We start from the raw sequence: 14073 nt of genomic DNA on the forward strand, positions 1-14073 counted from the left end.
GCAGAAATGGATATGTACTCGGTCTAATCCAACACCCCAGAGGCCCAGAGGTCACGACCCAAACAGGTTCTCTCTCCACAGGTGCAATGTCACACCACAGTTGTGTAGATACCTATGCAGGGCCCAGCGCGTTTTAGCGAATGGCCGCCAGGCAGCTTTCGAAAATATCCAGGCCTGCTTCCAGGACGTCTGGCTCGATCGTCAGCGGTGGCAGCAGGCGGATGATGTGCCGGGATTTTCCGCTGGGCATTAGCAAAAGTCCCTGCAGCCTGGCGCTTTCCAGTAGCTGTGCCAATACCGCAGTGGCGGGCGCGCCTTCGGGTGTGAGTAGCTCAATGCCGCGCATGGCCCCGACACCCGTCAACTTACCGAGATAGGGCGACAGCTTGTCTTGCTGCCAGGCCTGATAGCGGTTGAGGATGGCCTGTTCCTGCGACTCGCCCCAGGCCGCCAGGTTGGCATCGGTCATCTGGTCCAGGGTGGCCAGCGCCGCTGCGCAGGCAATCGGGTTGCCGGAGTAAGTGCCGCCCAGTCCGCCTTTGGGCAAGGTGTCGAGCAGTGCTTTTTTACCGACCACCGCGCCCAGCGGCAGGCCGCCGGCAATGCTTTTGCCCAGCAAGATCAAATCCGGTTCGATGCCCAGGCGAGTGAAGGCAAAACGTTGCCCGGTACGCCCGAATCCAGACTGGATTTCATCGGCGATGAGCAGGATGCCGTGGTCATCGCAAAACTTGCGCAGTGCTAGTGCAAAGGGCGGCTCGAGCGCCAGGAACCCACCTTCGCCCTGCACCGGTTCGAGAATGAAGCAGGCCACTTCATTGACGTCGACCTCGACGCTGAACAGCCGGTCCAGGGCCTTGAGTGCTTCCTCAGTCGTGACCCCGTTGTCTTTACTAGGGTAGGGCAGGTGATAGACCGGGCCTGGCAAGGTGCCGACCCGCTGTTTGTAGGGCGCGACTTTGCCGTTCAGGTTCAGGGTGGCCAAGGTCCGTCCATGGAAGCCGCCATCAAAGGCTATGACCGCCGTACGACCGGTCGCCGCGCGGACGATTTTCAGCGCGTTTTCTGCCGCCTCCGCGCCGCTGTTGGTCAACATGCCGCTGACCGCATAAGACACCGGGATGAACCTGGCCAGGCGCTCCATGAACTGCTTGTACGGTTCGTGCGGCGCGGCGTTAAAGGCGTAGTGGGTCAGCCGGCTGGCTTGCGTGCACACCGCCTCGACAATCGGTGGGTTGCAATGGCCCAGGTTGAGCACGCCGATGCCACCGACGAAGTCGATGTAGCGCTTGCCGTCCGTGTCCCAGACATGGGCATTGAGACCGTGGCTCAAGGTGATGGGGTGGACAATGGCGATGGACTCGCTGATGGATGACGCGGTCATTGGGTGGCCCCTGGCTGCATGGATTTTCTCCAATGAAAGCGAGGATCGCCTGGCTACCACAAGCGAAAAGAAATGCCGCGGTCATTCCATAAACTCTTGAAGTATTTCGGCGCCGGATTTTTCAACCCGGCGCAACGCTGCGTCGACCTCGCATTCAGCAGCCACGGCGCTGTGCCATGGCGCGCGAGGCAGAGGTTTGCAGCGAGCGTTTCGCGCTCCACCCGGCATAGTGTCGGCCAACTCCGGCAATGTGTCAGGCAGGCTGACACCTTGCCTGGTGCATTCCAAAATTGCCTATGCAAGACTTTTCGTGAAGGCTGGGTGAACAACCCCTGAAAAATAAATAATAATTCTTCGAAGGTGCCAACCGATGCTAACCAGAAAGCTCAAAGGCTTGATTGTCGCTTCCACCGTGGCGGCCGCGGCGCTACTTTCCACCTCCTCTGTTCTGGCTGACGATCTGCAGAAGATCCAGGAGGCCAAGGAGATCCGGATCGCCATGAGCGGTCAGTACTCCCCCTTCAGCTTTGCCAATGAACAGAACCAGATTGTCGGCTTCGACGCCTCCATCAGCGAGGCCCTGGCCGAGCGCATGGGGGTCAAGGTGACAATCGTCACCACGCCATTCGACGGGATCATCGCCGGTCTCCTGGCGAAGAAATACGACGCCATCATCGCCTCCATGACCATTACCCCGGAACGCCAGAAGGCCGTGGATTTTGTCGGGCCCTATTACCATGCGGGCCGCACGATCGTGGTCAAGGAAGACTCACCCATCAAGAGCCTGGATGACCTCAAGGATGTGACCGTCGGCGTCACGCTCGGCGATGCCCACGACAAGTGGGCCCGGGCGCGTGGCAACCTCAAGGTCAGGACCTACAAAGGGCTGCCGGAAATGCTGGTCGACCTCGAGGCCGGGCGGATCAACGCGCTGGTGATGGACAGTGTTCCGGTGCTGGTGGCCGTCAAGGAAACCGGGCAGAAGGTGCGCATCATTACCCCGCCCGAGAGCGACGGTGGCATTGAAGGCATGGGCATTGCGCTGCGCAAGAACAACCCTGAGCTCAAGGCGACGATGCAGCAGGCCTTGCAGGACATGCTCGCCGACGGCACCTACGAAAAGATCTCGATGAAGTGGATTGGCAACGATATCCGTTGATTCATCGCAGGCCTGGCTCGACCTCGGGTCGGGCCAGTCAATCCGACTTTTCCGAGGGTTCCCATGGATCTGACACTCATACAGCGCACATTCCCGTTTTTCCTCGAAGCGGCGTGGATTACCGTGCAAATCTCGGTGTTGGCTCTGCTCCTGGGTTTGCTGGTGGCTTTCGTGCTGGTGGCTGCGCGGTTGTCCACGGTGTTCCTGTTCCGGTGCCTGGCAAGAATCTACGTCAGCGTTTTTCGCGGCACGCCGTGCCTGGTTCAATTGTTCATCATTTACTTCGGCGGGCCGCAGATCGGCCTTGAGCTGGAGCCGTTCGCCGCAGGGGTGATTGGCCTGGGCCTGAACATTGCGGCCTACATGGCCGAGTCCATTCGCGGCGCCATCAGCAACGTCGACCCGGGCCAGGAAGAAGCCGCTCGCTCCATTGGGTTCGGGCGCCGCCAGACGTTGTGGCTGGTCACGCTGCCCCAGGCTGCCAAGTTGATGATTCGCCCGCTGGGGGTCAACGCGGTCGCACTGATCAAAGGCTCGGCCCTGGTATCGACTATTTCGGTGGTTGAGCTTTCCTATACCGCGCAACGTTTTATCAGCTCGACCTACAAACCCTTTGAAATTTTCATGGTGTCAGCGTTGCTGTACATCGTGATGGTCTACTCGGTTCGATTTGTCGTCGACTATCTCGATAATCGTTTCGCGGCAAGGTGAGTACATACCCATGCAAGGTCTGGATCTAAGCATAGTTACACCTTATTCCGAATTGCTGGCGACGGGTCTGTGGTGGACGGTCGTGATGTTCGTCAGTTCCAGCATCTTGAGTTTGCTGGCGGGGATCGCCTTCGCGCTGATCGTGCTGTATGCGCCGAAACTGATGGCGCTGCCTGTGCGTTTCATTACCTGGCTACTGATGGGCACGCCACTGCTGCTGCAGTTGTACGTGATTTATTACGGCCTGGTGCAGGTCGGTATCGACATTCCCGCATTGGGGGCGGGCATCATTGGTTTAAGCCTGCACTTTGCGGTCTACAACGCCGACGTGATTCGCGCTGGCGTGGTGTCAGTGGACCCTGGGCAGATCGAAGGGGCTCGCTCCATTGGCCTGAGCCGTGGCCAGACCCAGCGTTACGTCATCGTCCCACAAGCGCTGCGCAGCACCATTGCCCCCCTGGGCAACAACCTGATTGTCCTGCTGAAGGACACGTCGCTGGTTTCCATCATCGGTATTGCCGAGTTGGTGTATAGCGCCCAGTTGGCCGTGAGTGAAACCTACAGCCCGTTTGAGTTCTATCTGACTGTTGCGGTTATTTACTATGCAGCCAATCTGGTTCTGGAAGTCGGCCTGCACCTTCTCGAAAAAAAGGTAGAGATGTCACGATGAACAGTGAAAAATTCATGGTTGAGGTCAAGGGTGCACGTAAGGCTTACGGCGCACTCGAAGTACTCAAGGGCATCGATCTTTCGGTCTCGCGCGGACAAATCGTCGCCATCATCGGCCCCAGTGGTTCGGGTAAAAGCACGTTGTTGCGGTCAATCAATCAGTTGGAAGTGCTTAACGATGGCGAGATCTGGCTGGAGGGTGAACAAGTCAATCGACCCTTGAAAGGCCGCGCTTATGAGCAGCATATCAACGCGGTGCGCCAGCAGATGGGCATGGTGTTCCAGCACTTCAACCTGTTTCCGCACCTGACCGTGTTTGAAAACATTGCCCTTGGCCCGATCAAGCTCAAGGGCCTTTCGAAAAAAGCCTCGCGTGAACTGGCAATGGAGTATTTGTCAAAAGTGGGCTTGGCCAACAAGTTCGATGAGTATCCTTCGCGGCTGTCGGGTGGTCAGAAGCAGCGCGTGGCGATTGCCAGGGCGCTGGCGATGCAGCCTAAGGTGATGCTCTTCGATGAGGCGACATCGGCACTCGACCCCGAGCTTGTCGAGGAGGTCAACCAGGTCATGAAGCAGCTCGCTGCCGAGCATATGACCATGTTGATCGTCACCCACGAAATGCGGTTTGCCGGCGAAGTGGCGGATCGGATTGTGTTTATGGACGGAGGGGTGGTAGTGGAGGAGGGCGCGCCGCAGGACATCCTGCAAAACCCCGTCCACGAGCGGACTCGGTCATTCCTGAAAAAGCATCTGCACGATCGGTAGCGTGTACGGGTTCTCTCTGTAGGAGCGGGCGCCCGCTTGCGGCTTGCTCGCGATGGACGTAAGGACGCCGCGTTGAGTCAGGCGTGGCGGGTCATCGTTGAAGGCCATCGCGAGCAAGCTCGCTCCTACAAAATACACCTGCGCTCGACCAGCGTTGTCCATCAAAGGTGAAGCAAACCGCTTCACCATTAACGATAGGATTGACCTGGTCGTAGGCATGAAACGAGCCCATGGCAGCGGCATCGATTCGCTGCGGCGCCAGCAGAATCAGCCAGCGTACGACTTGCATGAATTGCCCATGGCCGAATACCAGTACCGAGCCGGTCTTGCCCTGCAGTTGCTGTAGCGCTGTTTGCGCGCGCAGCACCAGGCCATGGAATGACTCTGTCCCGGGCCCGTTGCTGTGATCCGGATCACCCGCCTGCCAATACGCCTGAACCCATGGACGTCTTTGCGCCGCCGTTGTATTCATGCAGTCCACGGGCGAGAGGTAGGTGAATTCCTCGACCGGCCACACCTGCACCGGGGTCGCCGGGAATTTCCGGAGGGTGGGGGCCGCGGTATCCTGGGCTCGGGTAAACGGCGACATAACGATCAAGTCCGGTGCGGCCTCAATAGACTCGGCAATGGCCTGGGCCTGGGCTCTGCCGCGCTCGGTGAGGGGAATCAGGGCCGGGTCCGATGATGCTCCGCCAGCATTGGCGGCGCTCTCGCCATGTCTTATCCACGTTACGGTCAGCACCAGGTCCCACCTCTCACTCAATAATCCATCCGCACACGATAAATCCCCCGGCAAGGCTTTGTAAGCTTTATGGTCTCGATACCTGGCGGCGCGAACACAATAGAAGGAGTCCAAATGTCTTACCGCACAGCAAGGGAAGCGTTCATGCACGGTGTGCGGGCACTCATGCCATTGAGTCCCGGGGTCGTGCCCTTTGGTTTGTTGACGGGGGTCATGGCGATCAGCCTGGGCCTGTCGCCCGGCACGACCATGGGCATGACGCTGCTGTTCTACTCGGGATCGGCGCAGATGGTCGCGCTGCAATTGCTGCATACCGGTGTCATGCCGGTGGCGATTGTGGTCACGGCCCTGGTGATCAACTTGCGCTTCATCATGTACAGCGCGTCACTGGCGCCCCATCTGCATCATTTGCCTCGACGCTGGACCTGGCCATTGTCGTACATGCTTTCCGACCAGTCTTACGCCCTCTGCAGTCTCAAGCTGGCCTCCGGTGAACTCGGGCGGTTTGCCCAGTATTACTATGCCGGCACCGCCGTCGCGATGTGGCTGGTATGGCAGCTGTCGGTATTGGCGGGCATTTACCTGGGCGCCAATATCCCTGAAAGCTGGTCGCTGAGTTTTGCCATACCGCTGTCGTTTCTCGCGCTGCTGGTTCCCGGTATACGCAGTGCACCGAGTCTGGGTGCCGCCACGGTGGGCGGATTGATCGCGGTGTTTGCGGTGGATATGCCCTACAACCTGGGGCTGGTCAGTGCATCCATTGGTGGTGTGGTGGCGGGTGTGTTGCTCGAGAGTATGCGCAAGCGGTCATCGAGCGAAGCGCCGGTCGCTGATGCCGAGAGGCAACCACGATGAGCGACCTGAGCTTGTGGGGGCTGTTCCTGGCGGTTGGGCTGGGCACGTTCGTGATGCGTCTTTCCTTTGTCGAACTGTATGGCCGTTTGCGCATCCCGGCGCTGCTCAGGCGAGCCTTGCTCTACGTGCCGGCGAGTGTGCTGGCGGCCCTGGTGCTGCCCGCCGTGGTGTACCCCGGTGGCCAGGGTGAATTTGTCCTGGCTAATGCGCAGATCCCCGCGGCCATCCTGGCGGCCTGGGTCGCCTGGAAGACGCGCAACACGCTCCTGACATTGGCGGTCGGGATGGGGGCGTTGTGGTTGTTGAAGTATTTTGCCGGGTAGCGGCACCTGTGCCGGGGGCAGGCACTGGGTCACTCGGGCGTCATCAGCACCGCCAGCGTCAGGCTGATGAATTCCTCGTTGTGGTCGATGGTGTCCAGGGCGCTGCGCACGTGGTCGGCGACTTCGGCCGAACCGCTCAGTTCGACCCAGTTCGACAGCTCGAGGATGGCCGCTTCGAGGGCGAGCTGGTTTTCGTTGAGTTTGAAGAGCAAGGAAGGCAGCAGGTCGGAATTGGGCATGGTGAATCCTCCGTGGTGGTTTCAGCGTAGCAGCCACATCAGCGGGAGGAGGCCGGACGCGTGTGCGTCGGCAGGGGCGCAGCGCAATTTTTTGCGCTGCGCCGATTGCAGGCGTTGGCTTGCCGACGCAGGGGCCCGCGACTACAGGAACTTGATGGGGTAGTTGAAGATCAGGCGGTTCTCATCTATGTCGTAGTTGCTGAAGTCCCGGCGCAGGGTTGAATTGCGCCAGCGCACGGAGAGGTCCTTGAGCGGGCCGCTCTGGATGACATAGGCCAGCTCGGACTCTCTGCCCCATTCCTTGCCTTGGCGGGTGTTGGCGGTCTGGACATGGTCGCCGGACAGGTAGCGATTCATCATCGTCAGCCCTGGTACCCCCAGCGCCGCGAAATCGAAGTCGTGACGCAGTTGCCAGGAGCGCTCCCGGGCATTGTCATAGCTTGAGTTGTAGGTGTCGTTGGCCAAGGGGTAGCCGGCGGTGCCGTTGACCCGCATCCAGCCGGTCTCGCCGTAGACGCGCTGCAGGCCCAGGTAAAAGGTGTTGGCGCCGGTCTTGGCGGACAGCAGCAGTGACACGGTCTTGTTGTCCATCTCGCCGGCCTTGGCCGCGCCATCCTCGTCGCCCAGGAACAGCCCCAGGTTGCCCCCCAGTTTCCAACTTCCCAGCACCTGGCTATGCAGCACATTCAGGTATTGCTGCTGGTAGATATCCTCCAGTTGGGCATGCCACAGGCCCACCTGGGTGGCCTTGTCATTGAATTGGTATTCACCCCCGGCGAAGTTGAAGCGATCCGAGGTCGCGCTGGGCCGCCCGGCCATGAACATGCGCTCCATGCTGGCGTCGTTGCGCGGGCTGTTGCCGCGAAACTGCCCGGTGTAGAGGGTCAGGTCGGTAATTTCCCTTGAAGTCAGCTGTGCGCCGCGAAAGGTCTGGGGCAAGGAGCGGCCATCATCGGAGCGCAGGATCGGCAGCAGGGGCATCCATTCTCCGACCTTCAGTTCGGTGGCGGAGAACCTGGCTTTGAGCGCCACGCCGAGGCGGCCGAAATCGTCTGCGGGCCTGCCGCTGTCATGGGTCGGCAGCAATTGGGTGCCGGCAGTCCCGCGCCCGCCATCGAGCTTGAGCGAGTACAGGCCCAACACATCGACCCCAAGGCCGACTGCGCCGGCGGTATAGCCTGAGCGCATGTCGAGGATGAAACTTTGCGTCCACTCTTCGGCTTTGCCTTGCGGATAGGTCGGGTCGACAAAGTTGCGGTTGTGGTAGAAGTTGCGCAGGTTGAGGGTGGCGCTGGCGTCGTCGACAAAACCTTCGGCCGATGCCCCGGCCGCAGCGGTCGAGCACACAATCCCCAACGCTGCAGGTCGCAAGAGGGTGGCCAGGCGGGGTGCGCTTGAGCGTGCAAGGATCTTCATTATTGTTATTTCCTTTTTTTAAAGCGCAGGACTCCCCCGCAGGGCGAGGCCTGCGAAAAAACTGCGCTGTTTGAGTAGTGGTGGCTTACGACGGGACGAGGTGCCGCCAAGCCCTAGCTGTGCAACAGGGCAACCAGGGCCGGGACAGTGAGCACGGCGGTGTAGTAGCCCATGAACTGCACCCCGATGTTGAAGCCCAGGAAGCGTGAGAGAAAACCGCCCAGCAGGCCGATGGTGACGATCACCGCCAAGCCCAGGAGGCCGCCTTCCCAGATGCCGATCACCAGGATCAGGCCGACGAAGGTCGAGATCACTGCTTCGTGGCTGATCTTGCGCGACACATAGGACGCCGCCCTGTGGGCGTAATTCATGGTGAACGGGTAAGCGATCAGGATCGCCACCACCACCGCCAACATGCCGTAGCCGAGGAACTCCCAGGTGTTGAGCAGGGTGTGCAGGTTGTTGACCTGGCCCGTTGCGGTGTCGACGCTAAAACGCGGAGGCGCATTGAACAATGGCGCAGCCGGGCCCGCAGCGACGGGACTCAGGGGCAGTCCAAAGGCGATCAGCGGGATCAGTGCCTCGGCAAGGTAGGTGGATTCGGTCACCCCGTTGCGCGCGGTAATGACCGTGGTCAGGCGATGGTAGACGTGCTTGATCCGCGAGCCGACGACCTCGCCCATGATCACGGTCATGGCCACCGGGCTGAACACAAAGGTGGCGCTGGAGACGACCGCGGTAATCGCCGTCCACATGCTCTGTTTGCTGTCCAGCACCTTGAGGGGATTGGGGAAGAACCCGCCCCAGCTTTTGACGTCGGGCGACAGCGAGAACGTGCGCACTTCCTCACGGCGCATGGTCGCCCGCTCGGCCGGTGCGAGCATGGAGAACAGCGCGGCGATCAGCGGCCCGATGGCTATGCCCAGGAAGTAACTGACGCTGAGCTTGACCCCGTACTGCCCGGTAATGCTTTGCAGGCCGACAATCACCATGACGAAGGGGATCAGCGTCAGCACGGCCGCCAGGCGACCTTTGGAGAACCAGGCGATGGCGATTGCCGCCAGCAGGAACACCCAGGGGGCGGCATGCTTGATCATGTCACCGAAGGGCGCGAGCATCAGGGCGAACAGCACGGCCATCGGCACCGCGATCAACGCCGCAATCACTGCACCGGAAATCATCTTGCGCAGGGCAATGTGCGGAACGCCCAGGTTACGCAGGAAGTTGGCTTCGCGCATCAGTGGCGTGGCCATGGTGTCGCCCGGAATCCCCAGCAGCGCCGTGGGCACGGCATGGGTCATGTGCTTGGCCACCGCTCCCGCGAGGAAGAAGGTCAGCACCCCGGCGGCGGGCACGCCCAGCAGCACCACCAGCAAGGTCAAGGGGGCGAGGGTAGTGGTTTCATCGCTGCCGGAGATGAGTCCGATCCCGGCAAAAATCACTGCGCCGAGGATGCCCATGCCCAAGGCGATGAGAATCTGATCCAACAGGGGAGCGATCATGACCGACCCCCATGGCTGCGTACTGCGCTGATGGATGCGCCGGGGGCTGCCGGGACATCTGGCGCGGCAAGGCCTTTCTCGTAATCGGCAAACAACTCGTAGAGGTCCATTTCCCGCAGTTCCGCGATCGTCGCCGGCGGCAGGTCGGACAGGCGGCCGAGGGGGCCGTACTCGTTCTGCAATTCAATGAGGATTTTTGCTCGCCATGCCGGATCCGCCACGTGCTCGATCACATGCCGCTTGGGCTTGAACAGCCGCGCGCTGATAGCGCCACCGGCCAGGCAGCCAAGGATCCCCACCAGCATCGCGTAGGCGCGGGCCATCTGTGCCGACTCGACCCAGCCCACCAGCAGGTGTTGCGCGATGAAGAAGGTGCCGAGGCTGACGGTGGCGCCAATGCCAATGGCGTAGACCAGGTGACGGGCGTCGACCGTGTCGCCCCAGACTTCGTAGAGCTCTTGTTTCATGGAGGTTCTCCCACTGCCCTTGCGGGCTTTTATTGTTATGAACGTGAAGAGATGCGGCTTACTGGATGTGCAACCTGCCACGCTTCGCCAGCAGCGCGCGGGACACACGGGATGCGGTCTCCCGGCCGAGCTCGGCATTGATGAATTCACCGACTTCGATCAGCGCATCCAGATCGACGCCATGGCTCATGCCCAGGCCGTCCAGCAGGTAAATCACGTCCTCGGTCGCCACATTGCCGGTGGCCCCTGGCGAATACGGACAGCCACCCAGGCCGGCAACCGAGCTGTCGAATGTCCGGACTCCGCTTGCCAGTGCCGCATGGATATTGGCGATCGCCATGCCATAGGTGTCATGAAAGTGCCCGGCCAGCGCGCTGACCGGCACCACCTGGCTACAGGCTTCGATCAAGCGAGTTGTCGCCGCGGGCGTGCCGGTACCGATAGTGTCGCCCAGGCTGATCTCATAACAGCCCATGCCAAACAGTGCCGCGCTGACGGCCGCGACAGCCTCGGGTTTGACCTGGCCAGTGAAAGGGCAGCCCATGACACACGACACGTAGCCGCGGACCCGGATGCCGGCATCCCGGGCACGCACGATCACTTCCTGATAACGGCGCAGGCTTTGCTCGATAGAACAGTTGATGTTCTGCTGCGAGAACGCCTCTGAAGCCGCAGCAAACACTGCGACTTCGCGACAGCCTGCGGCGATGGCGGCTTCCAGCCCCTGGACGTTGGGCACCAGCGCGGTCCAGCTGACACCGGCGCGCGAAGGCAGGGCCTTGAGCACCTGGTCGGTGCCCGCCATCTGCGGTACCCAGCGCGTTGATACAAACGCGCCGGCTTCCAGGGTCCGCAAACCAGCGTCGGCCAGGCGCTCCAGCAACTGCACCCGGACCGACGCCGGCAAAGTGCGTCGCTCATTCTGCAGGCCGTCCCTGGCGCCGACTTCCACCAGGCGTACATGATCCAAGGGCATGCTCAGCACTGCCCACGCTTTTGTTCGAGCAGGCGCGCCGCGTTGTCGGCACGCACATCGCGGGACTCGACCATTTGCTTGACCAGCCAGCCGACTTCCTCGCCCTTGGCGCCTGCCGAGAGTGCAATGTTGCGGGCATGCAGGGCCATGTGGCCGCGTTGAATGCCCTCGGTGGACAACGCCCGCAACGCTCCCAGATTTTGCGCCAGGCCAACGGCGACGGCGATCTCTGCCAGCTCCTGGGCGGTCTTCACACCGAGGATGCGCAGCGACAGTTGTGCCAGCGGGTGAGTCTTCGTGGCGCCGCCGACCAGTCCGACCGGCATTGGCATTTCCAGGGTCCCGACCAGATGGCCCTGGCGGTCTTTTTCCCAGGTGGTCAGGGAGCCGTAATGGCCGTTACGGCACGCATAGGCGTGAGCCCCGGCTTCCACGGCGCGCCAGTCGTTGCCGGTGGCGACGATCAGCGGGTCGATGCCATTCATGATGCCTTTATTGTGGGTGGCGGCGCGGTAGGGATCGATCACGGCGAAGTTGTAGGCGTCGAGAATGCCTTCGATGACTTCCTCGCCCTGATAGGCGGCGGTTGTCAGCAGTTCGGGGGCAATGCGCACCTGAGCCCGGGCCAGGCGCAGGTCCGCCAGGTTGGAGAGAATCCGCAGGCGCACCTTGCCGCCGGTGATTTCTTCCAGCAATGGCGCCACCGCCTCGGCCATGGTGTTGACGGTGTTGGCCCCCATGGCATCGCGCACGTCGACAATCAGGTGTGCCACCAGCATCGGCCCGCGTGGGCTCTGGGCGAAGGTGTGCACTTCAATGTCGCGGCAGCCGCCACCGAGTTGGTTGAGCAGTTGGTCCTTGCGGTTGGCCAGCTCGATGATTTGCTCTTTGTGGCGCAACAGGCTCAGGCGGGCGTTGAACGGATCGGCGATGTCGACGATCTGCACCTGGGCGCGCATCAGCGGCAGCGAACTGGAGGTCTGGAATCCACCGGCCTCGCGGGCCAGCTTGGCCATGAACGATGCGGCGGCGACCACCGAAGGCTCTTCCACCACCAGCGGCACTATCACGTCGCGGCCATTGATCTGGAAATTGCTCGCCACGGCGTAGGGCAGTTCGAACTTGCCGATCACGTTTTCGATCATGCCGTCGGCGATGTCCAGGGGCAGGGCGCCGGCATCGCGCAGCAGGGTCACATCATCCTCGCCAAGCCCGAGCAGCTCTTGCAAATGCTCCAGGCGCGCGGCCGGCGACATGCTGCGGAACATGGGGAGACGGGAGTCGATACTCATGGAGGAGGCCTCTTGCAGTTATTGTTTTTAAGTTGCCGTCACCCTAAGCGCATGTGTTCCGGTAAAAAAGGTACAGTTTGGACAGACAGTACCTAAGCTGTACCCTCGGTGATCATTGATGGCGGATGAGCGACTATGGCGCGACTGACACTGGCCGAACAACTGAGCGCATCGCTGGTCGAGCAGATCGGCAATGGCACCTACCGCGAGGGGGATCGCTTGCCTTCGCTGCGCGAGTGCATGCGCTTGTTCGGTCATTCGAAAAATACGGTGATCAACGCCTATGAAGCGCTGGCCTCGCAAGGCTTGGTCGAGGCCCGGCATGGCCAGGGGTTTTTCGTCAAACAGGGCGCAACCAGCAGCAGCGAGCCGGAAGAACCCCTGCCGTTCACGCGGGCGATGGACACCATCTGGCTGATGCGCCAGCAGTTCGTGCGGGAACCGGGACACTCACCGCTGGGTGAGGGGTTTCCACCGGTGGAGTGGTTGATGGACATGCGCCTGGACAAGTTCACCCGGCAAATCATGCGCACCGGAGTCACCACGCTGTTTCGCTATGGCAACCGCCTGGGTAATGCCAGTCTGCGCCAGCACCTGGTGCAGAAGCTGGCGAGCTATTCGATCGGCGCCAGTGCGCGGCAGATTGTCACCACCCACGGCGCCAATCACGCACTGGACCTGATCATCCGCCGCTTCATTGCCCCGGGCGATGGCGTGCTGGTCGAGGACCCAGGCTACTACCCGCTGTTCGGCAAGCTGCAGTTGCAAGGCGCGCGGATGTTATCGGTGCCCAGGTTGGCGGATGGGCCGGACATGGACGTGCTGGAGCAACACCTGCTCCTGCACAAGCCCAAGTTGTTTTTCATCCAGTCGCTTGGGCACAACCCAACTGGCTCCGATATTTCCCCTGGCAAGGCTCATCGGCTGGTGCAGCTGGCGCAACAACACCAGTTTATTCTGGTGGACGACGACGCCCTGGCCGACTTCAAACCGGCGTCGGCGATCCGGGTGTCTGCGCTGGATCAGTTGCAACGCTCGTTGTACGTGGGCAGCTTTTCCAAGTCGGTATCGGCGGCATTGAGGGTTGGCTTTATCGCCGGCAGCAAAGAGATGATCGACGAACTGGGCGACCTGAAAATGCTCCTGCACACCAGCACTTCGGAGCTGTGTGAGCGCACCGTCGACGTGATCCTGACGGAAGGGCATTTCCTGCGGCATCTGATTCGACTCCAGGAACGCTTGAAAAACGCCACCGCTGCGGGCTTGCAGATGCTGGAGGAGATCGGCGCCGAGGTCTTCGTCTGCCCAGAGCAGAGCCTGTATCTGTGGGTCAGGTTCCCCCACATCGAGGACGCCCGGGAGTTGACTCGGCAACTGCTGCCCAAGGGCTTCATGATCGCCCCGGGGCACATTTTTTCCGCAGAGCAGTCGCGCATCAATCCATGGACCCGATTGAACGTTGCGTATCTGAATGATCCGTTGCTCAAGGCGGTGTTGCGGGGCTGAGTGCGGGCGGGCAGGTTTTTTTGTCGAGGGTGATGGCGTATTGATATTGCTGTCGGCATACTCTCGG

Annotated in this window: 15 protein-coding genes; 7 read left to right on the forward strand and 8 right to left on the reverse strand. The window is 61.1% G+C overall.

Going from position 1 to position 14073, the window contains the following annotated elements; translation table 11 throughout:
* Positions 1–133: 133 nt before the first annotated feature.
* On the reverse strand, positions 134–1384 hold the full coding sequence (locus ACM6IP_RS25185; protein ID WP_414862528.1) for an aspartate aminotransferase family protein: 1251 nt from the start codon (positions 1382–1384) through the stop codon (positions 134–136).
* 370 nt (positions 1385–1754) lie between these two features.
* On the opposite strand from ACM6IP_RS25185, the gene ACM6IP_RS25190 reads away from it, so the two are divergent.
* The 4 genes from ACM6IP_RS25190 (at position 1755) to ACM6IP_RS25205 (ending at position 4688) form a co-directional block, all read left to right on the forward strand.
* Entirely contained in the window at positions 1755–2543 is a 789-nt protein-coding gene (locus ACM6IP_RS25190; protein ID WP_095168529.1) for an ABC transporter substrate-binding protein, read from the forward strand.
* Between the two features lie 63 nt (positions 2544–2606).
* A complete protein-coding gene (locus ACM6IP_RS25195; protein WP_159995468.1) occupies positions 2607–3254 on the forward strand; it encodes an amino acid ABC transporter permease in 648 nt (215 codons plus the stop codon).
* 10 nt (positions 3255–3264) lie between these two features.
* Positions 3265–3924: an amino acid ABC transporter permease gene (locus tag ACM6IP_RS25200; RefSeq protein WP_095168526.1), complete on the forward strand. Its 660-nt coding sequence runs from the start codon at positions 3265–3267 to the stop codon at positions 3922–3924.
* A complete protein-coding gene (locus ACM6IP_RS25205) occupies positions 3921–4688 on the forward strand; it encodes an amino acid ABC transporter ATP-binding protein (RefSeq protein WP_095168525.1) in 768 nt (255 codons plus the stop codon). Before ACM6IP_RS25200 ends, ACM6IP_RS25205 begins: the two co-directional genes overlap by 4 nt.
* Before the next feature lie 91 nt (positions 4689–4779).
* Here the strand turns inward: ACM6IP_RS25205 and ACM6IP_RS25210 are convergent, their stop codons facing one another.
* On the reverse strand, positions 4780–5430 hold the full coding sequence (locus ACM6IP_RS25210; protein WP_414862529.1) for a histidine phosphatase family protein: 651 nt from the start codon (positions 5428–5430) through the stop codon (positions 4780–4782).
* A gap of 114 nt (positions 5431–5544) precedes the next feature.
* Between ACM6IP_RS25210 and ACM6IP_RS25215 the strand changes: the two genes are divergently transcribed.
* Both ACM6IP_RS25215 and ACM6IP_RS25220 read left to right on the forward strand, forming a co-directional pair.
* The gene (locus tag ACM6IP_RS25215) at positions 5545–6285 is read left to right on the forward strand and encodes an AzlC family ABC transporter permease (RefSeq protein WP_414862530.1); all 741 of its coding nucleotides are present in this window, start codon (positions 5545–5547) and stop codon (positions 6283–6285) included.
* On the forward strand, positions 6282–6608 hold the full coding sequence (locus ACM6IP_RS25220) for an AzlD domain-containing protein (RefSeq protein WP_095168521.1): 327 nt from the start codon (positions 6282–6284) through the stop codon (positions 6606–6608). Before ACM6IP_RS25215 ends, ACM6IP_RS25220 begins: the two co-directional genes overlap by 4 nt.
* Before the next feature lie 29 nt (positions 6609–6637).
* On the opposite strand, the gene ACM6IP_RS25225 is transcribed toward ACM6IP_RS25220, so the two are convergent.
* From ACM6IP_RS25225 to ACM6IP_RS25250, 6 genes are all read right to left on the reverse strand, one after another.
* Positions 6638–6847 (reverse strand): hypothetical protein, encoded by a 210-nt coding sequence (locus ACM6IP_RS25225; protein WP_095168520.1) that lies wholly within the window; start codon positions 6845–6847, stop codon positions 6638–6640.
* 141 nt (positions 6848–6988) lie between these two features.
* Complete coding sequence (locus ACM6IP_RS25230; protein ID WP_320334356.1) at positions 6989–8263, reverse strand: OprD family porin; 1275 nt, start codon at positions 8261–8263, stop codon at positions 6989–6991.
* Between the two features lie 113 nt (positions 8264–8376).
* Entirely contained in the window at positions 8377–9765 is a 1389-nt protein-coding gene (locus ACM6IP_RS25235; RefSeq protein WP_159995476.1) for a tripartite tricarboxylate transporter permease, read from the reverse strand.
* On the reverse strand, positions 9762–10232 hold the full coding sequence (locus ACM6IP_RS25240) for a hypothetical protein (RefSeq protein ID WP_095168515.1): 471 nt from the start codon (positions 10230–10232) through the stop codon (positions 9762–9764). The genes ACM6IP_RS25235 and ACM6IP_RS25240 overlap by 4 nt, the downstream gene beginning before the upstream one ends.
* A 58-nt stretch (positions 10233–10290) precedes the next feature.
* Entirely contained in the window at positions 10291–11208 is a 918-nt protein-coding gene (locus ACM6IP_RS25245) for a hydroxymethylglutaryl-CoA lyase (protein WP_414862531.1), read from the reverse strand.
* Between the two features lie 2 nt (positions 11209–11210).
* Positions 11211–12500, reverse strand: a complete 1290-nt coding sequence (locus ACM6IP_RS25250; protein WP_095168513.1) for a hydroxymethylglutaryl-CoA reductase, degradative — start codon at positions 12498–12500, stop codon at positions 11211–11213.
* A 135-nt stretch (positions 12501–12635) separates the two neighbouring features.
* Here ACM6IP_RS25250 and ACM6IP_RS25255 point away from each other — a divergent pair, with 135 nt between their 5' ends.
* Complete coding sequence (locus ACM6IP_RS25255) at positions 12636–14006, forward strand: PLP-dependent aminotransferase family protein (protein WP_401131057.1); 1371 nt, start codon at positions 12636–12638, stop codon at positions 14004–14006.
* Positions 14007–14073 lie beyond the last annotated feature (67 nt).

Source organism: Pseudomonas sp. IT-P176, assembly GCF_949767245.1.
Taxonomy (GTDB): Bacteria; Pseudomonadota; Gammaproteobacteria; order Pseudomonadales; family Pseudomonadaceae; genus Aquipseudomonas.